The sequence below is a fragment of the Pseudomonas sp. RIT411 genome (assembly GCF_003057735.2).
In the GTDB taxonomy this organism is placed as follows: domain Bacteria; phylum Pseudomonadota; class Gammaproteobacteria; order Pseudomonadales; family Pseudomonadaceae; genus Chryseomonas; species Chryseomonas oryzihabitans.
The window spans coordinates 467,389-493,880 of record NZ_QBIZ02000002.1; the positions used below are offsets into that span (position 1 = coordinate 467,389).

26 protein-coding genes and 2 pseudogenes are annotated in these 26,492 nt (G+C 64.6%); 15 read left to right on the forward strand and 13 right to left on the reverse strand.

All coding sequences use genetic code 11. The features are described 5' to 3' along the window. Positions 1 to 9 precede the first annotated feature (9 nt). A complete protein-coding gene (locus tag DBY63_RS04875) occupies positions 10 to 354 on the forward strand; it encodes a DndE family protein (protein ID WP_158541720.1) in 345 nt (114 codons plus the stop codon). Positions 355 to 949: 595 nt separating this feature from the next. Here DBY63_RS04875 and DBY63_RS04880 read toward each other — a convergent pair. Beyond that, positions 950 to 1,843: a LysR substrate-binding domain-containing protein gene (locus tag DBY63_RS04880; RefSeq protein ID WP_108581391.1), complete on the reverse strand. Its 894-nt coding sequence runs from the start codon at positions 1,841 to 1,843 to the stop codon at positions 950 to 952. Between the two features lie 223 nt (positions 1,844 to 2,066). Here DBY63_RS04880 and DBY63_RS04885 point away from each other — a divergent pair, with 223 nt between their 5' ends. From DBY63_RS04885 to DBY63_RS04925, 9 genes are all read left to right on the forward strand, one after another. Further along, on the forward strand, positions 2,067 to 3,140 hold the full coding sequence (locus tag DBY63_RS04885; RefSeq protein WP_256594348.1) for an ABC transporter substrate-binding protein: 1,074 nt from the start codon (positions 2,067 to 2,069) through the stop codon (positions 3,138 to 3,140). Between the two features lie 234 nt (positions 3,141 to 3,374). Then, positions 3,375 to 4,448 (forward strand): ABC transporter ATP-binding protein, encoded by a 1,074-nt coding sequence (locus tag DBY63_RS04890; RefSeq protein ID WP_108581393.1) that lies wholly within the window; start codon positions 3,375 to 3,377, stop codon positions 4,446 to 4,448. Next, complete coding sequence (locus tag DBY63_RS04895) at positions 4,435 to 5,307, forward strand: ABC transporter permease (RefSeq protein ID WP_108581394.1); 873 nt, start codon at positions 4,435 to 4,437, stop codon at positions 5,305 to 5,307. Before DBY63_RS04890 ends, DBY63_RS04895 begins: the two co-directional genes overlap by 14 nt. A 5-nt stretch (positions 5,308 to 5,312) precedes the next feature. Next, positions 5,313 to 6,110, forward strand: a complete 798-nt coding sequence (locus DBY63_RS04900) for an ABC transporter permease (protein ID WP_042135782.1) — start codon at positions 5,313 to 5,315, stop codon at positions 6,108 to 6,110. Then, positions 6,107 to 7,246: an FAD-dependent oxidoreductase gene (locus DBY63_RS04905; protein WP_108581395.1), complete on the forward strand. Its 1,140-nt coding sequence runs from the start codon at positions 6,107 to 6,109 to the stop codon at positions 7,244 to 7,246. Before DBY63_RS04900 ends, DBY63_RS04905 begins: the two co-directional genes overlap by 4 nt. Beyond that, positions 7,236 to 7,583, forward strand: coding sequence for a (2Fe-2S)-binding protein (locus tag DBY63_RS04910; protein ID WP_108581396.1), 348 nt, complete (start codon positions 7,236 to 7,238; stop codon positions 7,581 to 7,583). The genes DBY63_RS04905 and DBY63_RS04910 overlap by 11 nt, the downstream gene beginning before the upstream one ends. Beyond that, positions 7,580 to 8,959 (forward strand): NAD(P)/FAD-dependent oxidoreductase, encoded by a 1,380-nt coding sequence (locus DBY63_RS04915; RefSeq protein ID WP_108581397.1) that lies wholly within the window; start codon positions 7,580 to 7,582, stop codon positions 8,957 to 8,959. The genes DBY63_RS04910 and DBY63_RS04915 overlap by 4 nt, the downstream gene beginning before the upstream one ends. A gap of 13 nt (positions 8,960 to 8,972) precedes the next feature. Further along, on the forward strand, positions 8,973 to 10,139 hold the full coding sequence (locus DBY63_RS04920) for an FAD-binding oxidoreductase (RefSeq protein ID WP_256594349.1): 1,167 nt from the start codon (positions 8,973 to 8,975) through the stop codon (positions 10,137 to 10,139). After that, positions 10,100 to 10,459, forward strand: coding sequence for a RidA family protein (locus DBY63_RS04925; protein ID WP_027596893.1), 360 nt, complete (start codon positions 10,100 to 10,102; stop codon positions 10,457 to 10,459). Before DBY63_RS04920 ends, DBY63_RS04925 begins: the two co-directional genes overlap by 40 nt. A 394-nt stretch (positions 10,460 to 10,853) precedes the next feature. Here DBY63_RS04925 and DBY63_RS04930 read toward each other — a convergent pair whose 3' ends face one another. Then, positions 10,854 to 11,636 carry a LuxR C-terminal-related transcriptional regulator gene (locus DBY63_RS04930; RefSeq protein WP_108581399.1) on the reverse strand — a complete coding sequence of 261 codons (783 nt, stop codon included), beginning with the start codon at positions 11,634 to 11,636 and terminating at the stop codon, positions 10,854 to 10,856. 139 nt (positions 11,637 to 11,775) lie between these two features. Between DBY63_RS04930 and DBY63_RS04935 the strand changes: the two genes are divergently transcribed. Then, positions 11,776 to 12,591, forward strand: a complete 816-nt coding sequence (locus DBY63_RS04935; RefSeq protein WP_042135754.1) for a carbon-nitrogen hydrolase family protein — start codon at positions 11,776 to 11,778, stop codon at positions 12,589 to 12,591. Positions 12,592 to 12,697: 106 nt separating this feature from the next. Further along, a pseudogene (locus tag DBY63_RS04940) lies at positions 12,698 to 14,026 on the forward strand (APC family permease). A gap of 293 nt (positions 14,027 to 14,319) precedes the next feature. On the opposite strand, the gene DBY63_RS04945 reads toward DBY63_RS04940, so the two are convergent. The 9 genes and pseudogenes from DBY63_RS04945 to DBY63_RS04980 all read right to left on the reverse strand — a co-directional run bounded on the left by DBY63_RS04945 (position 14,320) and on the right by DBY63_RS04980 (position 22,764). Beyond that, the gene (locus DBY63_RS04945) at positions 14,320 to 15,081 is read right to left on the reverse strand and encodes a DeoR/GlpR family DNA-binding transcription regulator (protein ID WP_074584379.1); all 762 of its coding nucleotides are present in this window, start codon (positions 15,079 to 15,081) and stop codon (positions 14,320 to 14,322) included. A 55-nt stretch (positions 15,082 to 15,136) separates the two neighbouring features. Then, complete coding sequence (locus DBY63_RS04950) at positions 15,137 to 15,820, reverse strand: SDR family oxidoreductase (RefSeq protein ID WP_108581400.1); 684 nt, start codon at positions 15,818 to 15,820, stop codon at positions 15,137 to 15,139. Between the two features lie 11 nt (positions 15,821 to 15,831). Continuing rightward, a complete protein-coding gene (locus tag DBY63_RS04955; protein ID WP_074584377.1) occupies positions 15,832 to 16,962 on the reverse strand; it encodes an exo-alpha-sialidase in 1,131 nt (376 codons plus the stop codon). Further along, entirely contained in the window at positions 16,949 to 18,118 is a 1,170-nt protein-coding gene (locus DBY63_RS04960) for a sodium:solute symporter family protein (RefSeq protein WP_256594350.1), read from the reverse strand. The genes DBY63_RS04955 and DBY63_RS04960 overlap by 14 nt, the downstream gene beginning before the upstream one ends. Positions 18,119 to 18,121: 3 nt before the next feature. Beyond that, complete coding sequence (locus tag DBY63_RS25155) at positions 18,122 to 18,361, reverse strand: hypothetical protein (RefSeq protein ID WP_256594351.1); 240 nt, start codon at positions 18,359 to 18,361, stop codon at positions 18,122 to 18,124. A gap of 61 nt (positions 18,362 to 18,422) precedes the next feature. Then, positions 18,423 to 19,442 carry a 4-hydroxythreonine-4-phosphate dehydrogenase PdxA gene (pdxA, locus tag DBY63_RS04965; protein WP_108581401.1) on the reverse strand — a complete coding sequence of 340 codons (1,020 nt, stop codon included), beginning with the start codon at positions 19,440 to 19,442 and terminating at the stop codon, positions 18,423 to 18,425. Beyond that, on the reverse strand, positions 19,435 to 20,688 hold the full coding sequence (locus DBY63_RS04970; protein ID WP_108581402.1) for a four-carbon acid sugar kinase family protein: 1,254 nt from the start codon (positions 20,686 to 20,688) through the stop codon (positions 19,435 to 19,437). Before DBY63_RS04970 ends, pdxA begins: the two co-directional genes overlap by 8 nt. Continuing rightward, on the reverse strand, positions 20,685 to 21,851 hold the full coding sequence (locus DBY63_RS04975) for an iron-containing alcohol dehydrogenase (RefSeq protein ID WP_108581403.1): 1,167 nt from the start codon (positions 21,849 to 21,851) through the stop codon (positions 20,685 to 20,687). The genes DBY63_RS04970 and DBY63_RS04975 overlap by 4 nt, the downstream gene beginning before the upstream one ends. A gap of 12 nt (positions 21,852 to 21,863) precedes the next feature. Beyond that, a pseudogene (locus tag DBY63_RS04980) lies at positions 21,864 to 22,764 on the reverse strand (dihydrodipicolinate synthase family protein). A gap of 319 nt (positions 22,765 to 23,083) precedes the next feature. Here DBY63_RS04980 and DBY63_RS04985 point away from each other — a divergent pair. From DBY63_RS04985 to DBY63_RS04995, 3 genes are all read left to right on the forward strand, one after another. Next, complete coding sequence (locus tag DBY63_RS04985; protein WP_108581404.1) at positions 23,084 to 23,560, forward strand: heme-binding protein; 477 nt, start codon at positions 23,084 to 23,086, stop codon at positions 23,558 to 23,560. A gap of 11 nt (positions 23,561 to 23,571) precedes the next feature. Further along, positions 23,572 to 23,970 carry a hydroxyisourate hydrolase gene (gene uraH, locus DBY63_RS04990; protein WP_027602718.1) on the forward strand — a complete coding sequence of 133 codons (399 nt, stop codon included), beginning with the start codon at positions 23,572 to 23,574 and terminating at the stop codon, positions 23,968 to 23,970. Positions 23,971 to 24,500: 530 nt separating this feature from the next. After that, entirely contained in the window at positions 24,501 to 25,274 is a 774-nt protein-coding gene (locus tag DBY63_RS04995; protein ID WP_108581405.1) for a 6-hydroxymethylpterin diphosphokinase MptE-like protein, read from the forward strand. Positions 25,275 to 25,352: 78 nt separating this feature from the next. Here the strand turns inward: DBY63_RS04995 and DBY63_RS05000 are convergent, their stop codons facing one another. Further along, positions 25,353 to 25,790: a YqaA family protein gene (locus DBY63_RS05000; protein ID WP_108581406.1), complete on the reverse strand. Its 438-nt coding sequence runs from the start codon at positions 25,788 to 25,790 to the stop codon at positions 25,353 to 25,355. Between the two features lie 113 nt (positions 25,791 to 25,903). Beyond that, positions 25,904 to 26,443 (reverse strand): thioredoxin domain-containing protein, encoded by a 540-nt coding sequence (locus DBY63_RS05005; RefSeq protein WP_042135727.1) that lies wholly within the window; start codon positions 26,441 to 26,443, stop codon positions 25,904 to 25,906. Positions 26,444 to 26,492 lie beyond the last annotated feature (49 nt).

The following is a 26,492-nucleotide window of genomic DNA, read 5'->3' on the forward strand; positions in this document are numbered from 1 at the left end:
CGCATACATTTGAGTAAGAAAACCTGGGACAAACTGCAGTTTCTGCAGACCAAAATTCGCTTAACACCGAACGTAATTGCACGGATTGCAATCACACTGGCCCTCAAAGACACGCGCATTGCGTCCATTAACGAGAGCAAGCCCGAGCAAACCCACGTCATCAACCGGGACGTCTTATTTGGTGAGTATGATAAAGCGTACGAAGCGTTGATCCGCCAATTTTGCTCCGAGCAGGAAGTTCAGAGTGACATTCAGGATGTGATTCGTTCGCTGATCGACAGCGGCCTGCATAAGCTTGGCCACTTAAAGAAGCTGTCTGACTTAAAGAGCATTTTTCCGTGTGTTTCAGTTTAGGGAGGGGTCGTCTCTTTTCATCCTGAGCGAGGATCTAGACCGGCACGTTTATCTTAAGTCGACTGGGTACCACGCTAGCTTTAGAAGCTTTGTTGATTAACCCCAGCTATGTGGGAACACCGTTGTCGGACAGAAATGAGCTCCTGTGTGTTTGGGGGGCATTCTGCTCACAGGGACTTTGCGGGGAGCCGTTGAGAACCGTTGGATAGAGGAGAGCAATGGCTGCAGCGAGCGCTCAAAATAGGCTATTAAATCAATGTGTTATGAGGTCGACCGCTGACATGGGGTGCAAGGGGTCGAGTGTTCGAATCACTCTGTCTCGACCAAATACAGAAAGCCTAGCCACTGAAAGGTGGCTGGGTTTTTTATGCCTAACGGATTTAAATGGTTCTGAGTTACGCACTAGCTACAACGAGATGACGTCGACTCAGGGCGGGTCCGAAACGCACTCTTCGAAGTCCTAAGGTATTTTCCATGCTTGCATTGCCGAAATCTGAAGGCGCGTGAGTCTTGGACATGACCGGGTACTAACCGCCGCCGCCAACGAAAGACTATGACGCCATAGCCGAGTTGTTGACCATCAGCAGCCAGTGAATTAGCCCCGGAAATGCCTCGCATAATGCCCTCGCAGCGCCTGAATAAAGTCCGTTGCCAATGGCGTCTGGCCAGATCCTGCCGGCGCAACGACATAAACCGGAAACAACAGCTCCGGCTCGAACCGGTGGATGGTGATGTCCTTATGAAGAAAATCCTGAGCAACGTTCGGGCTCATGAGGGCGGCGCCCATGCCGGCGGCGACCATTTCGCAGGTGATGGAGCTGTACTGGCCTTCCACGGCGAGTTTGCGTTCGACGCCGGCCTGCTCGAAGACCCTGTCCATCTGCTCGCGAGTGCCGTCGCCATGGCAGAGGGAGACGAAGTTCTCGCCGTGGAGATCCTGCGCCCTGATAACCTCTCGTGACGCTAGGCGATGGCCTGGCGGTAGGACGCAGACGGCGCGGAGCCTGGTGATGAGCAGCGTTTCCAGAGGACCGGCGTCGCTGGGCTGGACCACTACGCCCAGATCGCAGAATTGAGACTGCACCCACTGCACCACGGTGGGCGAGGCGTTCATGTGCAGGGAGACGGTCAGCTCGGGACGAGTTGCGACGAAGTCCTTGATCACATGCGGGATGAGCGTGAGGCCGGTCGAGGGTACCGCCGCGATACGCAGGCGACCTGTACCCAGGTTGCGGATGTTCTTGGCCGATTGGCGCAGGCTGTCCAGCCCCACATAGGCCCGTTCCACTTCCTGAAAGAAAGCGCTGCCTTCCTTCGTAGGTATCAGCCGTACCCCCGCGCGCTCGAACAGTTTGAGTCCGGTGCTCAACTCAAGCTGGGCGATCAGTCGGCTGACGTTGGGCTGCGAGGTGTGCAGGGCTTCGGCGGCCGCGGTCATGGAGCCTAGACGCATCACGCTGCGAAAGGCCTCGATCTGTCTGAGATTCAACAGAGCTCTCCATATCAAATATGAATACTTAACCCGTACCTTCGTATTTGACCCTATGGGTTTAGGCTGACAATACTCGGTCAAAAGCCAAATGGCCCCATAAAAAGAAAGCGTTTCCGAATGGCGGTTACCGCGATGTCCTCGGAGGCGGATGCCTGGATCTTCCGGTCGTGTCCTCACGACGTTCTCGATCTGCCGCAACGCAAAAAAGGGAGCATTGCCCGTGACCAGTCCGTATCTCGCCCGTACCTCATCCATCTCCTTGCGTCAGGGTCTGTCCGCGCTGCTGTTGGCCGCAGCGGGCGTTGGTATGACGCTTCCTGCTCACGCCGAAACGACGCTGTATGTCGCCGGCGTCGGCGGTTCCACCGAGCAGATGTACAAGACCCGCGTCATTCCCGCTTTCGAAAAGGCGCATGGGGTCAAGGTCGTGTATGTGTCGGGCAACTCGACTGAGACGCTGGCCAAGCTGCAGGCGCAGAAAGGACGGCAGCAGATCAACGTCGCCATGATGGACGACGGCCCCATGTACCAGGCGCTACAGTTGGGGTTCTGCGAAAAGCTCACGGACGCGCCTGTCTACCAGGACCTGTATCCCCTGGCGCGTCTGAGTCCCGAGGCGACTGCGGTAGGTATGGTCGCCACCGGGATCGGCTACAACGAAGAAGCCTTCAAGAAGCGCGGTTGGGCGGCCCCGACGTCCTGGACTGACCTTGAAGATCCGAAATATCGGCAGCTGCTGGGCATGCCGCCGATCACCAATACCTACGGACTGCATTCACTGATCGAGATGGCGCGGCTGAATGGCGGCGGCGAGAAAGACATCGATCCGGGCTTCGCAGTGTTCGAGAAGAAGATCGCGCCCAACGTGCTGGCCTGGGTGAGTGCGCCGGGCGAGATGGACGGGATGATGCAGAACGGTGATGTGGTCATGGCGGTGTACGGCAGTGGCCGTGCGGTGGCGCTGCAGAACACCGGCTTTCCGCTCAAGTTCATCTATCCGAAGGAGGGTGCCGTAGCCCTCCAGGTGGCCGCCTGCTCCGTTACGCCGAATGCGCAGTCCGAACTCTCCCAGCAATTCATTCGCTACGTGCTGTCGCCAGAAATCCAGAAGATCCAGTCCGAAAGTAACGGCTTCGCGCCGGTGAATCGCACCGTGGAGCTGCCGCCAGAACTGGCTGCCCGTATGCCCTATGGTCAGGAAAAGGTCGACAGCCTGCTCAAGGTCGATTGGGACACCATCAACCAGAAGCGTTCCGAGTGGACGACGCGCTGGAACAGGACCATCGAGCGGTAGAGGGCGTACCGACCAGACGGCGATGAAATGGCACTGGGGATTGCGAGTGGAGAGGATGGTCCCGCCGGACTGCCCATCCGCTAGTTGTAGCGCCAAGCCCTCACGTCCATTTCGCCATCGTCCGGTTCCAACTCGCTCAAAGATCGAGCCGCTGGTTTCCACTTATGAGCCGGTCGCTCCCACCTCCCTTGGACGAACAGCGATCACGCCCTCGTGATCGCCGGAGGCATGCCCATGGCTTTCCTGATCCTCGACGGCCTCGTCAAAACTTATGGCGACTTCACCGCCATCGCCGGGCTCGACCTCGCGGTAGAGAAAGGCGAATTTCTTTCCCTCTTGGGCCCTTCGGGGTGCGGCAAGACTACGACCCTGCAGAGCGTTGCCGGCTTCGTGCAGCCCACAGCCGGGCGCATCGTGCTGGATGGCCGGGACATCACCCATGTCCGTCCGGAAAAACGCGGACTGGGGATGGTATTCCAGAGCTATGCGCTGTTCCCCCACATGACCGTGGCCGAGAACGTCAGCTTCGGCCTGGAGATGCGCGGCGTGCCACGCAGCGAAAGGGCAGAGCGGGTGAAGTCGGCGCTCGACATGGTTCGGCTGCAGGGCCTGGGCGAACGCTATCCCAAGGCGCTGTCCGGTGGGCAGCGTCAGCGGGTGGCCATCGCGCGCGCCCTGGCGATCCGCCCGGACCTGTTGCTGCTGGACGAGCCCATGTCGAACCTCGACGCCAAGTTGCGCGAGGACATGCACATCGAGTTGCGTGCCATCCAGCGCGACCTGGGTATCACCACCATCCTGGTCACTCATGATCAGGTGGAGGCGATGACCATGAGCGACCGTATCGCGGTGATGCACGGCGGGCGCATCGTGCAGATCGGCTCGCCGTTCGAGACCTACGAGCGGCCCCAGTCGCCCTTCGCCTCGAGCTTCCTGGGCAAGACCAATGCCTTCCCCGGTGCCGTCCACAACCGCAAGCCACGCTGCTACGAGGTCAAGGTCGACGGTCTGATGCTGCATATCCCTCATGAAGGGCATCAGTTCGACGGCGATGTAAATGTCTACCTGCGTCCGGAAAAGATCCGCCTGGCCGATCCGGCCGAAGCGCGCTTGCGCGGCACGGTGCGCATGCGTGTGTTCCTGGGCAACCTCTGGCTGATCGGTGTCGAGAGCCCCCTGGGGCCGGTGAATCTGACGCAACCGAACCTCGGTGCGCCGCCGCCGCTGGAAGGGGAGGAGGTGGGCTTGACCTGGCTGGACGATGACCTGCGCCTGCTCGGTCGGGAGGTGTCCCATGGCCACTTATGATGCCGAGCGCGTTGGCAGCGCCCCCTGGCTGCTGACCGGCCCCGCACTCCTGGTGTTCCTGACCCTGCTGGCGGCGCCCCTGGTGCTCACAGCCATGCTGTCGTTGAACCTATTCAGCGACACCAAGGGCGTCATTCCCGTGTACTCGCTCGCCAACTACCTGGAGGTATTCGGCGACGACTATTTCCACGAGATCTTCTTGCGTACGGGCGGAATGGCGCTCGCCGTGACCGTGTGCTCGGTCCTGATCGGCGTGCCGGAGACGCTCATCATCGCTCGCATGCGAGCACCCTGGCGGTCGCTGTTCCTGCTCGTGGTGCTCGGTCCGCTGCTCATCTCGGTGGTGGTGCGCACCTTGGGATGGGCCATCCTGCTGGGCAACAACGGGCTGATCAACCAGGCGTTGCAGGCGTTGGGCATCATCGATTTCCCTATCCGCATGATGTTCACCCAGTTCGGCGTGGTGCTGGCGCTGACCCATGTGCTGGTGCCCTTCATGGTGATCGCCGTCTGGGCCAGCCTGCAGAAGCTCGATCTGCAGGTGGAGCAGGCCGGCCTGTCGTTGGGCGCTTCGCGGATGACGACCTTCAGGCGGGTGGTGCTCCCGCAGATCGTGCCGGGGATCCTCTCGGGCTCGATCATCGTCTTCGCCCTGGCGGCCTCGGCTTTCGCCACCCCCGCGATCATTGGCGGACGTCGCCTCAAGGTGGTCGCCACGGCCGCCTACGACGAATTCCTGGGTTCGCTGAACTGGCCGCTGGGCGCCGCCATCGCGGTGCTACTGCTGATCGCCAACTTGGTGATCGTGGTGGGCTGCAGCCGGCTGGCCGAGCGCCGTTTCAAACACGTCTTCGAGTGATCGCCATGTACCGGAACGGTTTCTTCTCCCTTGCCTTTCATACGCTCTTCATCGCCTTCATCGTGGCGCCGCTGGTGGTGGTGATGGCGGTGTCCTTTACCGGCGAAGGCTTCATTTCGCTGCCCTCGGGAGGCCTGTCGCTGCGCTGGTTCCAGGCGCTGTGGGCCAACCAGGAAATGGTCGATGCCTTCTGGCTATCGCTCAAGCTGGGCCTGGTGTCGGCGACGGTCGCCACCCTGCTAGCGGTCCCCGCGGCGCTGGCCATCAGTCGCTACGACTTTCCCGGCCGCGGGGCGATCACGGGCTTCCTGATGTCGCCGCTGATGATTCCCTCGGTGGTGCTGGGGATCGCCTTCCTGCGCTTCTTTTCCCTCGCCCAGGTGGGCGGCTCGCTGTGGGCCCTGAGCATCACCCACGTCATCGTCGTGCTGCCCTATGCCTTGCGGCTGACCCTGGCGTCCACCATCGGCCTCGAGCGCGATGCGGAGCACGCGGCGCTGTCCCTGGGCGCCAATCGGCTGCAGACCTTCTGGCGGGTGATCCTGCCGCGGATCCGCACCGGCGTGGTGGGTGGCTGGCTGCTCGCCTTCATCCAGAGTTTCGACGAGCTGACCATGACGGTCTTCGTCGCCACGCCAGGCACCACGACCCTGCCGGTCGCCATGTACAACCAGATCGCCCAGACCATCGATCCCCTGATCACGGCGGCCTCTACGGTGCTGATCCTGGGAACCCTGGCGGTGATGCTGCTGCTGGATCGGCTCGTTGGCCTGGATCGCGTGCTGATCGGAGAGAAGCAATGAACGACAGCAGCATACCCACCTCGGCAGAGGTCATCGTGGTTGGCGGTGGATTGGTCGGGATGGCGGTCGCCTATGGCCTGGCAAAGGCCGGTACCAAGACGCTGGTGCTCGACCAGGGCGATGACGCCTTCCGCGCCTCGCGGGGCAACTTCGGCCTGGTCTGGGTGCAGGGCAAGGGCTTCGACCGCCTCGAATATTCCCGCTGGACAAGGTCCTCCGCGCTGGCCTGGGCCGGGCTGGCCGAAGGCCTGCTGCAGGAGACGGATGTCGATGTCCGCCTGAAGCAGCCCGGCGGTTTTCACATGTGCTTTTCCGACCAGGAATTGGCGGAGCGCCAGGCGCGGCTGGCCGGTATGCAGGCGGGCCTGGGTGATTACCCCTTCGAGATGCTCGACCGAGCAGATCTGCGGGCACGCTTGCCCGGTATCGGTCCGAAGGTCGTCGGGGCGAGCTACACGCCCATGGATGGCCACGTGAATCCGCTCAAGCTCCTGCGAGCCTTGCATGCGGGAGCCCAGCACCACGGGGCGACGGTACTGGGGCGAATGCCGGTCGAGCGGATCGACTCCGCACCTGGCGAATTCACGGTGGTTACTCCCGGCCAGCGCTTCACCGCGCCGCGCCTGGTGCTGGCGGCAGGCCTGGGCAATCGGCCGCTGGGGGAGCAGGTCGGACTGCATGCCCCGGTCGCGCCAAATCGTGGGCAGGTATTGGTCAGTGAGCGGGTTCGGCCCTTTCTCGACTACCCGACCATCAATGTGCGCCAGACCGACGAGGGCAGTGTGCAGCTTGGCGATTCCATGGAGGAGGTCGGCTTCAACGACCTCACCACCACCGACGTGCTCGCCAGGATCGCCCAGCGTGGGGTCAACACCTTCCCGCTGCTGGCTGACGTGCGCCTGGTGCGGGCCTGGGGCGCCCTGCGCGTCATGAGCCCGGACGGTTATCCGATCTATCAGGAGTCCGCCTCGCATCCCGGTGCCTTCGTCGTCACCTGCCACAGCGGTGTGACCCTGGCTGCGGCGCACGCGACCCGGATCGCGCCCTGGGTTCGGGGCGGTGAACAGCCAGAAGAGCTGGCGGTGTTCGCCGGCGAACGTTTTCTTACGGGGGAGGTGTTTTCCCATGCTCACTGATTCCTTATTTCGCCGCGTGGACGCCGAAGGCGGCCGCCTCATCACCCTGACCTTCGATGACCAGGCCTTCCAGGTACCGAGCGGTCTCACGGTTGCCGCCGCCTTGCTGCTGGCCGGCGTACGGCAGTTCCGCACCTCGCCGGTGGGCGGTGAAGCCCGTGCACCCTATTGCATGATGGGCGTGTGCTTCGAATGCCTGGTCGAGATCGATGGGGTGCCGAGTCGCCAGAGCTGCCTGATCGAGGCGGCCGACGGCATGCGTATCCGTTCGCAGCAGGGCGCCCGGGAGCTGCCCTTCACCGCTGCCGAACCCGTGGTGATGGAGGTGCAGCCATGAATCTCGAACCTGTGGACGTCGTCGTCATTGGCGCGGGCCCGGCCGGCATGGCCGGGGCCCGCACCCTGGCAGACCTGGGACTCTCCGTCGTGCTGCTGGACGAGCAATCGGCGGTGGGCGGGCAGATCTATCGTGGTATCGACAGCGCCTCAGCGGCACGGCGTACGCTGCTCGGGCCGGATTATGCGGCTGGCGCCGACTTGGCGGAGGCCATGAGGAGCACTGCGGTGCGCCACGAGACGGGCGCCTCCGTCTGGCAGATCACTCGCGAGCGTCAGGTGCATTACCTCAAGAACGGACAGGTACGTTCCTTCGCCGCCAGGGCCGTGCTGCTGGCGACCGGTGCGATGGAGCGACCCTTTCCCATTCCCGGCTGGACCCTGCCCGGTGTGATGACCGCCGGGGCCGCGCAGATCCTGCTCAAGACCGCTGGCATCGGTCCGCAGGGACCGGTGGTGCTGGCCGGGTGCGGACCGCTGCTCTACCTGCTCGGCTGGCAATACCTGCGGGCGGGTATACCCATTGTGGGCATGGTGGACACCAGTCGCCGTGAGGATTACTGGCGCGCCCGTGGGCACCTGCTGGCGGCGCTGCGGGCCTGGCCCTATCTGCGCAAGGGCGTCTCGCTGCTGCGCGCCCTGCGCAAAGGAGAGGTCCCGCACTACACCGGTGCCGAACAACTCCAGGTCGAGGGGGAAGGGCAGGCGCAGGCGCTCAGCTTCGTCGTCGACGGGCAGTCGCATCGCTTGCCGGCCAGCACCGTGCTGCTGCACCAGGGTGTGGTGCCGAACATCCAGTTCACCCAGGCGCTCAGGGCCCAGCATCGTTGGGATGACGCGCAGCTGTGCTTCGTCCCGGAAACCGATCAGTGGGGCGCGCTCGACGTGCCCTTCATCTCGGTGGCCGGCGATGGCGCGGGCATCGGTGGTGCTCAGGCGGCCGCGCTGCAAGGACAACTCTCGGCACTGGGGCTGGCGCGTAGTCTTGGCCAGATCACCCCGGCGCAGCGCGATGCCCAGGCCGCTCCCTTGCACGCCGAGCTGGAGCGCAACCTGCGTATCCGCCCCTTCCTCGATGCCCTGTATCGCCCGCGCGAGGAGAACCGGATTCCCGCGCGTGACGACGTCACCATCTGTCGCTGCGAAGAGGTAACGGCGGGCGACGTCCGGCGCTTCGTCGAGCTTGGGTGCAGTGGTCCGAACCAGGCGAAATCCTTCGGGCGCTGCGGCATGGGGCCCTGCCAGGGACGCATGTGTGGACTGACCGTCACCGAGATCATCGCCAAGTCCCGCGGACTCACGCCCGACGAGGTGGGTTACTACCGCATTCGGCCACCGATCAAACCCATCACCCTGGGAGAACTCGCCAGTGGCTGACAGGACGGCGGACGTGATCGTCATCGGCGCCGGGCTGCATGGCTTGAGCACGGCCTGGCATCTCGCGCAGCGCGGCGTGCGGGTAATCGTGCTCGAAGCCGACTATGCCGGGCGGCATGCCTCTGGCGTGAACGCCGGCGGGGTGCGGACGCTCGGCCGGCACCTGGCGGAAATCCCCCTGGCGCTGGCGTCGCGCGCGCTCTGGCACAACCTGCCGGCGCTGCTGGGGACGGACGCGAGTTTCGTCGCCAGCGGCCAGCTCAAGCTGGCCGAAACCGACGAGGAGCTGCAGGAATGTCGGGACCGAGTCGCCCACCTCCAGGCGCACGGTTTCACCCATGAGGTGCTCGTCGATCGGGAGGAGGTCTTCGAACTCCTGCCGACGGTGACGCCCCATGTGGTGGGGGGCATCTGGGTGGCGGACGATGGCTACGCGACGCCTTACCGGGTAGTGACGGCGGTTCGGCAGGCAGCGGAGCGCCTGGGCGTGGTGCTGCATGAGCAGACGCCTGCCCTGTCCATCACCCAGCGAGGCACGCGCTGGCAGGTCGAGACGCGCCAAGGGCGGTTCGCGGCGGACCAGCTGGTGGTGACGGCCGGTGCCTGGGCGGGGCGCCTGGCTGCCGAGGTGGGCGAGCCGGTACCCACCTATCCGCAAGGCCTGATGCTGATGGTGACCCATCGAGTAGCACCGTTCTGCAGGCAGGTGCTTGGCGCCACCGGTCGCGCCCTGTCCTTCAAGCAATTCGACAACGGCACGGTGGTCATTGGCGGCAAGTTGATCGGAGCCCTGGACTTCGATGCCCGCCACGGCGAGGTCGATATCGCTCGGCTCGTGACCAGCGCCCAGACCGTGACGGATCTCTTTCCGCACCTCAGGCATTTGGGCATCAACCGCGCCTGGTCCGGTATCGAAGCCTTCACCGAAGACGATCTGCCCGTCATCTCAAGCAGCAGTCGCGCCAGTGGCCTGATCTACTCGTTCGGTTACTGCGGCAGCGGTTTCCAGATGAGTCTCGGCACTGGCCAACGGGTCGCGCAGCTGGTGCTGGGCGAGTCTTCCCCCCTAGATCTCGCGGCCTTCGCCATCGAGCGCTTCCACCGAAATTCCTCACCCTCTAGGCAACCCAAGGAGCCTATATGCAACCCATTACCCGTATCGAAACCAACCAGCGCATGAGCCGGGTCGTCCAGTACAAGGGCGGTATTACCTTCGTCGGCGGCCAGACGGCCAATGATCGCACCCAGGACATCAAGGGACAGACCGCGCAGGTGTTGCAGAAGATCGACGACTACCTGGCCAAGGTCGGCCTGGACAAAACGCGCATCCTCAGCGCCCAGGTATGGCTCTCGGACATCCAGGCCAACTTCGCCGGCATGAACGAGGTATGGGATGCCTGGGCCCCGGAAGGGCAGGCACCCGCGCGGGCCACGGTGGAATCCAGGCTGGCGGCACCGGAATTGCTGGTCGAGATCGCCATTGTCGCGGCGGCAGAGTGAAGACAGGCGCAGTGGCTCGCGTTCGATGGGACGCTGCGCTTATCTCAAACCTTTAGCAGAGCCCGTTTGTGGGGTACGGCTGACCTGGCTACACACCTGCGAAGACCGCTGGAGCGGGTGCGTGATGTAAGACGTTCGTCGGGCAAAGGGGGAGGCCTAGGGCTGGCAAGGTTGCTCGACCAGGCCCAACCGCCGTGTCTACTCGACGGTAGTCGCTTGAGCGCTGGTGTACCGGGAGCCGGAAAGTTTTCGGCGGACCCTCTCGTCCAATAACCCCTGAGCGATGGTGCAGGCAACTCGCCTAGCATAGACGCATGAAGATCCGCATCGGCATGGCTCATAGGCGTGTCTAGACCATGAAGCCTAGGTCACCGGCTTACCCAGCTTGCTGCCGTCATCCGCGCTGAGCCTGCAGGAACACCGCGAACAGCTCCGACTGCGACTTGATGCCCAGCTTGCTGTAGACGTGCTTGCGATGCACCTTCACGGTCTCAGCCGAAATGGCTAATTTGCGGGCCACCTCTTTGCTGGAGTACCCGCTGAGGACCAGGCGCGCCACTTCCAACTCGCGACCGGTCAGCGCCGTTTCCACTTGGCGAGCCATCCGTTCAAGGCGCTCCCGCCAAGGGGGAGCGGCTGTTGGCTCGCTGGGCTCCGGCTCGTACCGCAGGCGCTGGCGCACCAGTGCCGTAACCCAGGGCGCTACCAGGGAGAGCAGGGCTATCTGCTCGGGTTGAAACCGTTGCCGTGAACCCAGTGACAGACACAGCGTTCGAGCACTGGGGAGGGCAACATTGAATTGCACCTCGTCAGCGACCACGTTGAAACTGAAATAGCGCTGGTAGTAGTCCGTTTGCTCGAAACAGTCAGGCGCGATTTCGCTCAAGCGCACGAGACCTTCCCGCTGGCTCTCGCGACTGGCGATGTAGAAGGGGTCGAGCAGGTACAGGCCGTGCAGGTAGTCCTGGAAGAGCCGGTCCGGTGCACCGTCGTCGGCGGGACTTTCGGCTAACACCTGCGGGCGTCCCTCGCTAAAGATCAGGGCCACCCAGCTGTCGTGATGTACGTACTGCTCCAGCGCGCGGGTCATAGCACGCCAAAAATGCGGGCGTTCGAGCGCTTCGATGAGTTCGGCCACGGTCTGATGGAAGGCGATGTCGTGCAAGGTCATGGTCATCTGTCTACCCCTATGGGGTTACCCCGCGTGCGTAATTCCGCCTGTGTGGCTCCGCCTCCATACTCGACTTCGGACGGAGGGGCGTTCGCATTCTGTGTTTGCCCCCCACGTGATGCAACACTAGGAACGGAGCCCCGTCATGCAAGTTGAACTCGCTCAGCTCACCGGTCGTGATGGTAATACGGCCCATAATCTCGCCCAGGCCCTGCAGGCTATCGCGGCGTGCAGGGCGGGCACTCGCCTGCTGGTGTTCCCGGAGACCTACCTAACGGGCTTTCCGACGCCAGAAAACGTTGCGGCCCTGGCTGAGCCTTTGGATGGCCCGAGCCTGACCGCCATCGGCAAGGCAGCGGCTGCGCGTGGGCTGGCTGTTGCCATCGGTTTTGCAGAAGACGACGGTGGCACGTTCTATAACACCACTGTGTTGATGGACGGGCAGGACATTGTGCTGACCTACCGCAAGACGCACCTGTGGGCGTCGGATCGCGGCGTGTTCGCGCCGGGCGATCGCTACGCCACTGCGCTGCTGGACGGCGTACGGGTCGGCTTGCTGGTGTGCTTCGACATCGAATTCCCTGAGAGCGCACGGGCCCTGGGTGAGCTTGGCGCAGAGCTGCTGATCGTCACCAACGGCAACATGGACCCCTACGGGCCGACGCACCGAACCGCGATTATGGCGCGGGCGATGGAAAACCAGGCCTATGCGGTCATGACCAACCGGGTCGGCGCAGGCGATGACGGTCTGGTATTCGCCGGTGGCAGTGCAGTGGTCGACCCCAACGGCAGCCTGCTGCTGGAAGCCGGTCGAGAGCCCTGCGCGCAGTCCATCTCCCTGGACTTTCATCGCTTGGCCGAAGCCCGCCGTGACTATCGCTACCTGGAAGAGCGCCGCATGACGCTGCCAGGTACGCGTATCGACCATGCCAATGGCGTGCGTGAGCTACTGATCCCCTGACATTTTCCTTCTGAAGGGCGCCACAGACGCGCCCGTTGCGGCCTTGCCGCGCACTTTTGCCGACCTCGGTCCTGCCATAAAACTTATAAAGTGGGAGTAACCAGTAATGGCTCGTCTGCAACGATCCCTCTCTCTGGGAGCGGTGGTGCTGTTCGGCATCGCCTACATGACGCCGATCATCGTACTCGGCACGTTCGGCATCCTTGCCGAGATTACCCACGGTGCCGTATCAGCGGCTTACCTGGCCGCTGCGGTGGCGATGTGCTTCACCGCGCTGAGCTACGCGCGCATGGCCAAGCTGTTTCCGGTAGCCGGATCGGCTTATAGCTATGTGCGCCACAGCATCAGCGATTACCTCGGGTTCATCGCCGGCTGGGCGGTGTTGCTGGACTACCTCTTCCTGCCGATGGCGATCTGGCTGATTGGCGCGGCTTACCTTCATTCGGCGTTCCCGCAGCTACCCCAGGCAGTTTGGGTGCTGACGTTCATCCTGGTCACCAGCGTGATCAACATCTTTGGCCTGCACCTGGCCAAGGGCATCAACAGCGTACTGATGTTGGTGCAGTTTTTGGTACTGCTGGCTTTCGTGGCGCTGTGCGTGCATTACGTGCTGGGCGACGCCAGCAAGCCGCTGTTGTCGTTGCAACCGTTCTTGGGCGAGGGCGTGAACCTGTCCCTGGTGATGGCCGGCGCGGCGGTAGCCTGTTACTCCTTCCTGGGCTTTGATGCAGTCAGCACCCTGACCGAGGAAACCCGCGACCCCCAGCGCACCATTCCTCGGGCGATCCTGCTGATCACCCTGATCGGTGGACTGATTTTCGTGGTCACGGCCTATTTCGTTCAGCTGGCCCATCCGTCCACCCTATTTGAAAGCAGCGATGCGGCCGCTTACGAGATCGCGCGCAATATCGGGGGTGACCTGTTTGTGTCGGTCTTCCTGATCGGGTTGATCGTGGGCCAGTTCACCTCGGGCTTGTCGGCGCAGGCCAGCGCCTCGTGACTGATGTTCGCCATGGGCCGCGATGGCGTGCTGCCCCGGGCGCTACTGGGCACCCTGAGCCCGCGCTTCGGTACGCCGGTAGGCGCTATCCTGGTCTGCGCGGTAGTGGCGCTGCTGGCCCTGAGGCTCGATGTCACCACCTCGACCTCATTCATCAACTTCGGCGCCTTTCTAGCGTTCAGCCTCGTGAACCTCTCAGTGATCGTTCACTTCGCACGCCAGCCGCAGAAGCGTGGCCCCCTACAACTGGTGCTCTACCTACTGTGTCCACTCATCGGTATGTTGGCGACGCTCTGGCTGATGATCAGTCTTGACCGCTTGGCGATCATGCTTGGCTGCAGCTGGCTGCTGCTCGGTGGACTCTATCTGGCTTGGCTGACGGGAGGTTTTCGTAGTCGCCCGCCCGCACTTAGTTTCGAAGCTGAGCAAGGGTAAGTAACGCGCTTTTCGCTGTGCAGGGCAGGTACCCAGCCAAGCCGGCGAAGGCGTGTGAGTACAGCTGCTTCGCCGGTGGCCACATACCGAACCATTGCCGTATCGGCTGCGGGTGGCCTCTATGCACTCAGCTCAGGCGCCGGCCAAGGTTTGGCGTCAGGAGCCGGCGACACGGTTTAGGGGTGGCACCCAAAGCACGCCTGGAATGAAGCTGGTGTGTGGATCACAGCCGCCTACCGCGTTTAACGACTGATCCTTACGCCAAGGCCCTGCGTAGATCAGCGCGTTAGCGCTCAGGAAACCACTTCGACCCTTACCAATCCCAGCTGCCTGAACGGCGTCAGAACCTCACCCGCCGTCGCATCGGTAATCAGCGTCCAGTCCGTTTTTAGCGGCGTCCAGTGTTGCTGGCGATCCCGGCCCAGCTTGGTCGAGTCGGCAAGCACGAAGACCTCAGCGGCCTGTTGGATCATCAATTCCTTGAGGTAGGCCTGCTCAGTGCTGGCCTCACAGAGGCCGCGGCCGGCGACCACGCCGTCGGCGCTGAGGAAGACCTTGTCTGCCGAGAGTCGCTCTAGCATGGTGAAGGCCGCCGGGCCGAAGGTGGACATGCTGCCGGGCCGCAGGTCGCCACCGAGCAGGGTGACATGGCCTTCCGGCAGATCGCGCAGCAGTGGCACCGCCAGCAGGTTGTTGGTGATGACGTGCAGGCCGCGTCTTTCGTTGAGCAGCTTGGCCAGGGCGGCGGTGGTGGTGCCGCCGTCTAGCACCAGGGTGTCGTGGTCGTTGATATGGGCGAGGGCGGCGCGGGCAAGCAGAGCCTTTTCCGGACCGGACTGGTTGCTGCGTTGCTCCAGGGACGGTTCAGGCTCACGGGTACCGATGTGGGTCGCGCCGCCATAGGTCCGCAGGATCTGGCCTTCTTCCGCGAGGGCGGTCAGGTCGCGGCGGACCGTGGCTTCCGACACCCCCAGATGCCGGCACAGGGTTTCGACGTTGGTGTGACCGGCGAGGACCAGTTCGAGGATGGCCTGGCGACGTTTGGCGACCTTCATGGGGAATCCATCGGGAGAGACGGCGCTACTCTAGCGCAGTCACGCTTCCCCCACATCACAGCGACGCGCCACCGCAGACCGTCAGCGTCTGGCCGGTGAGGGCGCCGGCATCCGGACCGAGCAGGAAGGCGGTCAGGCCCGCAACCTCTTCAGGCTGCACGTAGCGACCCAGCGGGGGCAGCCGCGGTGGCGTGCCGGCGCGGCCCGGGTCACGCAGCATGGGCGTCTCGGTCGCCCCGGGTGCCACCAGGTTCACGGTGATGCCCCGCGAGGCCGATTCCAGCGCCCAGGAGCGCACCAGGCCCACCAGGGCCGCCTTGGTGGCAGCGTACTGGCTGCGTCCGGCCGCGCCCTGCATGGTGCGGCTGCCGATCAGCACGATGCGACCACCCGTAGCGAGGCGCTCGATCAGGCGGTCCACCAGCCGACTGGCCACGGCGACGTGCAGGTGCCACATGGCCGCGCCGTCGGCCGGATCAAGGGTGCCCAGTGGCGCGGTGCGCATGAAGCCGGCGGCGTGGACAAGGGCGTCCAGCGGGCCGATGTCGGCCAGCACGGCATCCAGCGCCTGGGCATCGGCCAGGTCGACGCCGATCCAGGTCAGCGCCGGATGGGGCTGTTCCGGCGTGCGGCGGCTGAGGCCGGTCACCCGCCAGCCTTCGGCGAGCAGGCGCTGGGTGATGGCCGCGCCGATGCCGGAGCTAACGCCGGTGACCAAGGCGTGAGGTCGAGTCGTCATCGCCGTCTCCTCTAACGCAGCGCGGCCAGGGGCAGGCGGACGTGCTTGATGCGCTGGCGGAAGTAGGTGAAGGCCAGGTGCACATCCCCGTCGGCCGCCTGCACCAGGCTCGGATAGGAATACTCGCGATTGAGCTTCTCGGTGGAGTTGTTGGTCAGGCAGTAGCCATCGCCGGCCTCGACGTCCAGGCGCCGCCAGCTGTGACCCTCGTCCGTGGACACGGCCAGGCTCATGGGCCCGCGCGGCACGCCCCAGACGGCGCTCCGCTCACCGTCCCGCGCCACCGGATCGACGCGGCTGTCGCCGTCGTCGATCTCGTCATAGAGCGAGGCGCGGCGTTCGCTGTAATCGGCGGCACTGGTGGGGTTGTAGGCCGCCACCAGTTCGCCGCTGGCGAGGCGGATGAACTGGATGGAGGAGTTATTGTTGGGTAGGGCCGTCGGGCTGGGGGCGCTCCAGCTGCGCCCGCCATCCTGGGAGCGGCTGGCGTGGATGTAGTCGGCCCAGCGACTGCGGAACAGCGCCAGCAGGCTGCCGTCACCCAGCCGCTGGATATTCATGTGCACGCAGCCGGTGCTTTCCGGTACCGCATGTTCGGTCCAGCTGCGGCCCTGATCGCCTGAAATCAGCACGGCACTGGTGTCATGGCTGCCCACCCATTTCTCGCCGGGGCGGGCGATGCAGTGGAAGATCGGCAGCAGCCAGTCGCCATTGGCGAGCACCACCGGCGGTTGGCGAACGAAGGTTCCGGGAGTGTCGATCAGGGTCTCGATGGCGCCCCAGCTATAGCCGCCATCCGTGGACAGCCGACGACGGACGATGGCGGTGTCCTGGTTGCCGGCGATCTGGGCCGTCCACAGCAGCCACAGCGGGCCGTTCGGCGCCTGGAACAGGATGGGATTCTGCTCGGAGCGAGTGGGGTCGTCCGACAGCTGTACGGGCTCGCTCCAGGTGCCGGTCTTCGGATCGCGACGGCTCAGCAGGACCGAGATGTCGGCCTTGCCTTCCTGGGTGCCGGCGAACCAGGTGCACAGCAGGGTGCCGTCAGGCTGAGCCAGCAGGTTGGCGGCGTGGTTCTGCGGATAGGGCGTCGGCAGGAAGCTGTCCTGGCGGCCGGCGATGGCGATTTCAGTGATGGACATGGGGGACCTCGGCAGGAGCGGCTTTGGCGGCGGGCTGGGGGAAGAGACGTTCGATGACCACGACGATGGCGGGCGTCGCCAGGGCAACGTACATGTTGTCGATGCCATAGGGATTGCCCAGCAGATACCAGACGCTGGTGGTGATGGTCGAGGCCAGCAGGCCCAGGGTCGCACCGCGGTTGGTGGCGAACAGCGGCAGGTAGATGGCGATCATGGCGATCACCGCGATGGACAGGCGCAGCGCCCGGGTGAAGAACGACAGGTTGAGGATCTCGGGCACGAAGAACACGAAGAACAGCGGCACGAAGCCGATGATCAGCGAGATCACCCGGGTGGCCTTGAATTCACGCTCGGGCGTGGGCTTGCGCAGCGGCACGTAGAAGTCGCGGACCACCAGCGAGGCGATGGCGAGGGCCACGGTACTGACGCTGACGAAGATGGAGGCGACCAGGGAAATGGTCACCACACCGGCCAGCACCGGGTGCATCGACTGCAGGAAGACGGGCAGGGCATAGAGGCTGCTCATCTCCGGATGCAGGTATTTGGACGCGACCCCGATGAAGCCCAGCGCCAGGGAGATGGGGATGCACAGCAGCGAGGCATGGAAGGTGGAGCGTTGCGCGGCGCGCGCATCCTTGGTCGAGGAGATCGCCTGGATGATGAACTGGGTGGAGAAGATCGCTCCGACGGTACCGATGATCCAGGCGAAGATCTTGCTGCCGCCAATGGCGCCGTCCCAGGTGAAGTAGTGCTCCGGCATGTTCTGCATGACCGGGGTGAAACCGCCGGTCATGTGCAGGGCCACGCCCAGGACGATCAGCACGCCCACATACTTGACCGAGGTGTGCAGGATGCTGACGTAGGCCACGCTCTTCAGCCCGCCGAAGACGTAGTACAGGGTACTGACGATGGCCGTGATGAAGGCCGCGGTGGGCAGGTTGATCTTGAGCACCGTGGCGATGGCCGCGGCGCCGCTGACGTAGTTGCCCACGTTCACCAGCAAGAGGGCGTAGATCATGATGATCGACACCATCAGCTTGGTGGACAGGCCGTACTTCTGCGCGATGAAACCGGAGATGGTGAATTCGCCGGAGGCATAGAGCTTGCGTGCCATCAGCAGGCCGAACAGCGGAAAGCCGATGGCCGCGGCGATCACCGACTAAGAGGCGGCGAAACCACTCTCGAAGGCCGCCTGGGCGGTGCCCACCGTGGACTTGGCGCCGATGAATTCCGACATCATCAGGATACCCACCACGAAGGCCGGCATGCTGCGCGCGGCCACCATGAACTCGCCGCTGGTACGGCTGCGCAGGCGGATGCTGAGCCAGGTGGTGAAGAGGATGTAGGCCACCACCATCCCGATGATGATGGCGGTGCTTTGCACGTCGAAGGTTTGCATGCGAGTGATTCCTGTTGTTGTTGTTGGATAGCACTGGCGTTACGGGAAAAGCGGTCGTTCCTCAGGCGATGGCGGCCTGGCTGGCGCGATGCCGGCTGGCAAGTTCGGTGGCCTGGCGCAGCGCCTCGATGAGGCTGCGCTCGTCAGCGATGCCCTTGCCGGCGATGTCGAAGGCGGTGCCGTGGTCCACAGAGGTGCGGATCACCGGCAGGCCGACGGTGACATTGACGCCCGCTTCCAGGCCCATGACCTTGACCGGGCCGTGGCCCTGGTCGTGATACATGGCCACCACGCAGTCGAAATCGCCGCGCCCGGCGCGGAAGAAGAGTGTGTCCGCAGGCAACGGGCCTTCCACGCGCCAGCCACGGGCGCGCAGCTCGTCGATGGCCGGCTGGATCTTGGTTTCTTCCTCGCCGTAGCCGAACAGGCCGTTCTCGCCGGCATGCGGGTTGATGCCGCAGACGGCGATCAGCGGATCCTGGATGCCGGCCCGCTGCAGGGTGGCGTGGGCGCGTTCGATGGTGCGCTTGACCAGGCCCGGCTCGATGCGCGCGATGGCATCGATGATGCCGATATGGGTGGTGACGTGGATGACCTTGAGGATCGGCGTCATCAGCATCATCGACACCTCCTCGGTGCCGGTGAGGTGCGCCAGCAGCTCGGTGTGGCCCGGGAAGATATGGCCGCCCGCGTGCAGGGCTTCCTTGTTCAGCGGGGCGGTGCAGATGGCGTCGAGTTCGCCCGCAGAGGTGAGCTGCACGGTGCGTTCGATGTAGCGATAGGCGGCGTCGCCGGCCAGCGCGGACAGCTTGCCGTAGGGCAGGTCGGCGGGAATCAGCCCGAGGTCGATGCAATCCACCACGCCGGGTTGGAAGCGCGCCTGATCGGGCCGCTCGATGGCGTTGATCTGCAGGCGACCGCCGACGATGCGATTGGCATCCTCCAGGCGACCGGCGTCGCCGATGACCAGCGGGCGGCAGCTGTCGTAGACCGAGGCGTGGGCCAGGGACTTCATGATGATCTCGGGACCGACGCCGCTGGCGTCGCCCATAGTGATGCCGATGACGGGGCGTTCAGACATGGTGGGCTTCCTTGTGCAGGGAGGCCGGGGCGGCCTGTGCGGGTAGGCTGGCGCGGAGCTGGCGCCAGGCGTCGAGGAGGGTGTCCGGTTGGCCGAAGCCACCGGCCTTGGTGACGACGCTCAGCGAGCGGTCGCGCCAGAGGGTGCTGGCCAGGGCCACGCCCGGGGCGAGGGCGCCGTGCAGGTCCAGGCTGGTGATGCCGGCCCTGGCGAGCAGGGCGCGGGCGGTCTCGCCGCCGGTGGCCATGAGGGCGGCAGCTTCGTGCAGGGCCGGTTGCAACAGCTCGGCCAGGGCCTGGCTGAGAGCCATGGCCTGGCTGGGATTGCGGGCTTGCTGGTCGAGGCTGACCAGAATGTCTTCGCCGCTGGCCAGGCGCTGGGCCAGGGTCGCGGCCAGGGTCGTGCGTTCGGCCGCCCACTGGGGTTCCAGCAGCCAGGCGGGTGCCAGGCGTTGCCAGTGTTGCTGACTACCGTTGACTAGGTATTCGGCCTGGGCTTGGGAGTGGCGCGACATGCTGCCGACCACCGTCAGCACCGGCCCGTCGCCGCGCGGGCGGGGTGCGCTGGTACCGGTCAGTCCCAGGGCGCCGGGCAAGGCTTCGGCCAGACCCGCCGAGCCGACCCAGAACAGCTGCTGCACCAGGGGTGCGGAAGCTCGCGCCAGGGCTGCCAGATCGGACTGGCGTTCGGCATCACAGACCAGCGCCGGCAGACCACTGTCCAGGGCACGGCGCAGGGCGGCGGCCAGGGCTACCGGTTGGCGCAGGGTCGTGAGGTCCAGCCGGGCACAGCTGATGCCCTGGGCGCCGAGTTGCGCGACCAGGTCGGCGCTGCCGGTCAATTCCTCGTTGAGCCAGACATCGGTCTGGTCGACCGGCACGCCGTCCAGGTACTGGACGCCGCCGCGAGTGGTGCGGCCCAGTGCCGGATAGGCCGGGGCCACCAGGGCCAGACCGCGCGGGGCCAGGGCGGCCACCTCGGCGGCGACATTGCCGCGCAGGGTGGAGTCGATCTTCTTGTAGAGCGCGGCGCCTGCCAGGGCCGGATGCCCGAGCAATCCTGCGTGACGCCCGGCAGCAGCACGCGCGTCCAGCCGGCGGCTGTCCAGATCCAGCGCCGTCACCGGCGCCCGGGTATCCAGGGCTTCGGCGTCGAGCAGTACCCGGGTCGCCTGGGTCGTGGCGAAACCCAAGGCGCAGTCGGCGGCGCCGCTGAGGTCGTCGGCCAGGATCAGCAGGCGGGTCATGGCAGCAGGCGCCGGTACAGCGCCTGGATGTCGTCCAGGCTCAGCGGCTTGGGATTGTTGACCATTAGCCGGGTGACCTTGGATGCCGCCACGGCCATCTCTGGCAGGTGTTCCTCGCGGACACCAAAGGCGGCCAGGTCCTGTGGGATCTCCAGGGTGGCGGTCCAGGCGGCGATCTGCTCGATCAGTTTGTGCGCGGCGGCTTCGTCGCTGTCCTCCTCGCGGGCCAGGCCGCAGACCAGGGCGGCGCGCTTCAGGCGTGGCGCGCAACTGTCCAGGTTGAAGGCCATGACATGGGGCAGCAGCATGGCGTTGGCCACGCCGTGGGTGACATGGAACTTGCCGCCCAGGGGATAGGCCAGGGCATGCACGGCGGCCGTGCCGGCGGCGGTCAGGGCCACGCCGCCATAGGTGGAGCCGAGCAGCATATCGCTGCGGGCCGGTACCGAATCCGGCTGCTGATAGGCCTCGACGATGCTGCCGGCGATCAGGCGCATGGACTCCAAGGCGAAGGTATCGCTGACCGGGTTGGCCTTGTTGGAGATGAAGGACTCCAGGGAATGGGTGAAGGCGTCCATCCCGGTAGCCGCGGTGATGGCCTTGGGCAGGCTCAGGGTCAGCAGCGGATCGAGCAGGACCAGGGCGGGCAGCAGGTGGCGGCTGACCACGCCCACCTTCAGCTCTTCGTCGGGCAGGGTGACGATGGCATTGGGGGTCACTTCCGAGCCGGTGCCGGCAGTGGTCGGCACCAGCACGGTGGGCAGCCCGGCGCGGGCCACCTGGTCGATACCCAGCATGGACCTTAGCGACTGCTCGTTGGTGAGCATGACCGCGAACAACTTGGCGGCGTCCAGTACCGAGCCGCCGCCGATGGCGAGCAACGCATCGGGCTGGCGCGGCTCGACTTCCTCGCGGAAGACCCGCTCGATGTTCTCCAGGGTCGGCTCGATCTCGACGTTGTCGATCACGGCCACCTCGATGTCGCGGGCAGCGAGTTGCGCCTTGACGCGCTCGGTCACGCCCAGGCCGTGCATGGCGTGCTGGGTGACCAGCACCACGCGGCGCAGCGGGACGTCGAGAAGGGCGAGCTTGTCGCCGAGCTGATCCAGGGCGCCAGCGCCGTGAACCAGGTGTTTGACGGTCTGGAAATGATAGAGGGACATGGGCGCTCCGGATCAGTCGCGGTAGATGGCCAGCAGGCCTTCCAGCTTGTGTACGGTGGCTTCGTCCAGCGCTGCCACCGGGGCGCGGCAGGGACCGACCGGGACATTGAGCAGGTCGGCGGCCTTTTTAAGCACCGACGGCATGGTGCCCAGGGCGAAGGCATCGCGCAGCGGCCGCAGCTTTTCCTGGGCGGCGCGGGCGGTGGCGTGGTCGTCGGCCTGGAAGGCGTTCCAGATGGTCATGACCACCTGGGGCACGGCATTGGCGGTGGCGGCCACGGCGCCATCACCGCCGGCCAGCAGGTTCCAGTAGATGAGGGAGTCGGTACCGGCGAAGACGGCGAAGTCGTCGCTGCGGTACTTCATCATCTGCACCAGGGCGTCGAAGTTGCCGGCGCTGTCCTTGATGCCCTTGATCTGCGGGTGCTGGCTCAGAGTGGCGACAGCGCCGATGCCGATCGACATGCCGGTCTTGGCCGGAATGTTGTAGAGCATGAGCGGCAGCGGGGAGGCGTCGCCAATGGCTTCGTAATGCGTGATCAGCTCTTTCTGGCTGACGGCATTGAAGTAGGGCGTGATCACCGACAGGGCATCAACGCCGCGATCCGCCATCTTTTTGTTCAGTTCGATCACTTCATGCGTGGCGAAGGCACCGGTACCGGCCACGCGCGGCGTCTACCGTGAGCTCGGCGATACGCAGCTTCTCGGCTTCGGAGAGCGCGAAGAATTCGCCATTGGTGCCCAGTACGAACAGGCCATGGACGCCAGCGCCGATCAGGTTTTCGATCAAACCGCGCAAAGCGTTTTCATCGACACGTTGCTGGGCGTCAAAAGGGGTAACGAGGGCGGGAACGATGCCGCGGAATTTCATGGTCATGCCTACCTTGTGATTGTTCTGATCACAATAAAGCATGTTTTGATCTAATCGATCAATAGTGGTCTGACGATTTTGCGCGTTCGATGAGCGGGTGCGCTTTCGGAAAGCAATAGGCCATTTGCGAGGCAACGGTCGAATCGGGTTGCTCGGCAATATAGACGGATAAACGTAACGGCGGCGCGGCGCCTTCACGCGTCTGAAGGGACGAATGTTCAAGCTATGGGTAAGGAGTGGTGCCTGTTGGGTCCGGCAAGCTATCCCGCTGATCCCTCTGACAAAATTGTCATCCCGCAGTACCCGTTCCTGACCGAACGATCAGGATAATTTGGCGAGGTCATCTCCTGGACCTCCAATCATGTCGCGCTTTCTTTCTTCCCTAACCGTCACGCTGCTGGGCGCTGCCTTGCTCGGTCAGGCGCAGGCGGCGCTGCCGCAGCATCCCGATCTCGACCTTGCTGCCGCGCAGCGACTGGCACAGGCCGCGCCCTGCAGCGCCGCGCTGGCGGTGCTCGACCGCAGCGGTCAACTGATCCTCCTGCAACGCGATACCCGCGTCGGGCCGCACAACGCCGAGGCGGCGCGGCGCAAGGCGTTCACCGCGCTGTCCACCCGTACCCCCTCGCAGGCGCTGGCCGAGCGTGCCCGGCAGAACCCGGACGCGGCCAATCTCGTCACCCTGCCCGAATTGCTGCTGCTGGGCGGTGGCATCCCCCTCTACGAAGGCGACCAGCTGGTCGGCGCCCTGGGCATCGCCGGTGCCGGCGGTGGCGGGGCGGATGAGCGCTGTGCGCTGGCGGCCGCTGAATACCTCAACCTCACCTCTCATCCTTGAAGGAGATTTTCATGAAGACGTTCGTTCTGTTGTCCGGCCTGGCCCTGTCCGGCTTCGCGGTCGCCGCACCCAATCCCCTGAGTGTCCATGTGCTCAACCTGGAAGACGGCAAGCCGTCGGCCGGCGTACATGTGACCCTGGAACGTCAGGTGGGGCAGGGCTGGCAGCCGCTGGCGGAAGAGGTCACCAACGAGCAGGGCCGAGTGCCGGCGCTGTTCCCGAAGGAAAAGACCTTCGAGAAGGGGGAATACCGCGTGGTCTTCAAGACCGGCGACTACTATCGCCAGCAGGGCCGCAGCGCCTTCTTCCCCGAGATCCCGGTGGTGTTCGACGTCACCCAGCCGGAGCAGCACTACCATATCCCGCTGTTGCTCAGCCCCTATGGCTTCAGCACCTACCGCGGTTCCTAGTTTGCCGGCGAGGCGTCTGTCCTCGCGCCTGTCCACCGCGCTCGTGCAGGCACAGTGCGGTTGGCGGCAAATTCCAGCCCTGTGACCCTGCCATGCTTGGTGAGGGCCATTCGCGAGCGGTCGAGGCCCTGCGCGAATGGCGCCTCTCCGCGCGGTATTCCTGAGCATAGGAGCGGCATCTCCGCTAAGGGGTAATAGGTAGTCCGCGATGCCGGTGGGGGCAGGGCGGATCTTCGGATCGTTCCAGGCCCTGGGCCGCCTTGGCTCCTACTGGCTCACAAACAAGTCATCTAATTGCTATGGGCACCACATTCGGTACAGGCACCTTAAGTGAGTCCTAAGCGGCAAAACGTAGCGTTGGTAGCGTCATTCATGAGTCTGGCCGGTTACTTTTTTATCGGCACCGTTGAATATGTATGACTAATAACCTTCGCTATTGCCGTACAGGGAGCTGGTGGTATGCCACTCGAGCAGCTTTCAAACCGCCTGTCCAAGGTCCTCGATGCCGCGCGTCCGGGTGGTTCGCCGCTGTGAGCCAGGACTTCGCGCCCCTGCGCAACAGTCAACGGGGCCCGGTACTGCTGCTGGCCTCCGGACCTTCGGCTGCCGAACTCAACCTGGACGCCTGGCAGGATGTGCCGATCATCACCATGAACGGTGCCATCGCCAAGCTGAGCGGGAGCGGCATCCGTCCGCTCTTTTACGTCTGCAGCGACCTGAGCTTTGCCGAGCAGCAACCTGAGCTCTATGAATGCGGGCTCGAGCAGGCGCAGCGGCTGGCATTGTGGCCGACGGCGATCGAAAGCCTGGCGGAAAGCCGGCAGGCCAAGGCTCATGCGTTGAAACGAGCCCCCAGTACCCGGCTGGAACACTACCTCGGGCTGGAGCGCGACCAGGCCGAACGCACGCTCACCCTGCTCAGTCGCCGAGCGCGCGACATCGGCTTCAGCCGGGACATGGACTACGGCATCTTCGATGTCCGGACCGTTGCCTTCATCGCCCTGCAACTGGCCTATCACCTGGGCTTTACCAGGATCTATCTGGCCGGTGTCGACCTCAATGCCCGGGCCCCACGCTTCTACGAAGGCGGCGCGGACGCGAGATCGCCCTGTGGGCTGGACGAGCATCTGCACAACCGTATCCTGCCGGGGCTCAAGGTCATGCAGGACGTCATGACCGCCGCGGGCCGCCAGGTCTTCAATCTGTCGCGCTGCAGCTGCATTCCTGCGCAACTCATCCCACGCGCCGACCTGCCCGCCGTCGAGGCGGGCTGGCTGGGCCAGCGGACCCGTCAGGCCGGTTGAGTGCGCGCTCGATGTTTCGGTAGCGCATCGAGAGGTCTGGATGGCAGGGACCGCCGGACCTTTGCCTGCTGGGCTCGATCACTGCCAGCCCAGGGTAAGACCCCAGACCACGACGTAGCGCGTGGCCTTGGCCAGGCTCACCACCACTAGAAAGCGCCACAGGGGTTCGCGCATCACCCCGGCCACCAGGGTCAGGGGATCGCCGATCACAGGGGTCCAACTGAGCAGCAGCGACCACCAGCCCCAACGCTGGTAGGCCGCCTGGATGCGCGCCAGGCGCTCCGGCGACAGCGGAAACCAGCGGCGTTGGCGAAAGCGTTCGAGATGGGTGCCCAGCCACCAGTTCAGTGTCGAGCCGGCGACATTGCCCAGCGTCGCGGCCAGCAGCAGGAGGGGCGTGGCATAGCGCTCGGTGAGCAGCAGCCCGGCGAGGGCCGCTTCCGATTGCAGGGGCAACAGGGTGGCCGCGCCAAAGGCGAGGGCGGCCAGGCCCAGGTAGACGCTCAGGGCTTCCAGGATGGAGCTCCAGCAGGGCAGGCCATGACGAGGCTTTCTCGGGTCGAGGGGACGCCGCCGAGCATAGCGCGAGGGACCGGACTATGCCTCCTCGCGATCCTGAGCCCCGGCGCTCACTCCAGCCGCGCGAGCCAGTCCGCGACCGAATCCCCGCTGCTGATGTCGGGCTGCACCAGGCCATCGATCATGAAGGTCGGCGAGACGTGGATGCCGTTCTGCCGGGCGTACTTGCAGTGCCACTTGATGGCGTGCTGCAGGTCCGGATTGGCGAAGGCATCGGCCAGGGCCAGGCCGCTGTAGCCTTCCAGGCGCGCAATGATGTCGTTGGGCGTGGCGTCGCGATTGGGTCCGGTGGCGTGATCCTTGAACTCGAATTCCTCGCGATGGGCAGCGACTGCTGCCAGCACCGCCTTGGCGCTCTCCTTGCCGCCATCGAGGGTGGCGGCGGCCAGCACGCAGCGCACCACCACACCGGAGAACAGGTGCCAGGGCTGGGATTGCAGGCGGATCTTCAGGGTGATGCGGTCCGGACCGGCCTGGGCCAGCAGGTCGTCGAGCTTGTTAAAGGCCTTGACCGAAAAGGGGCAGGTGGGCTCGAGAAAGACTTCGAAGGTGCGGGGGCCATGGCCCCAGGTGAGGGTGTCGGCGTACAAGGTAGAACTCCAATGGCGAGACGTTGGGGTTGAGACCGCACGTCGTCCC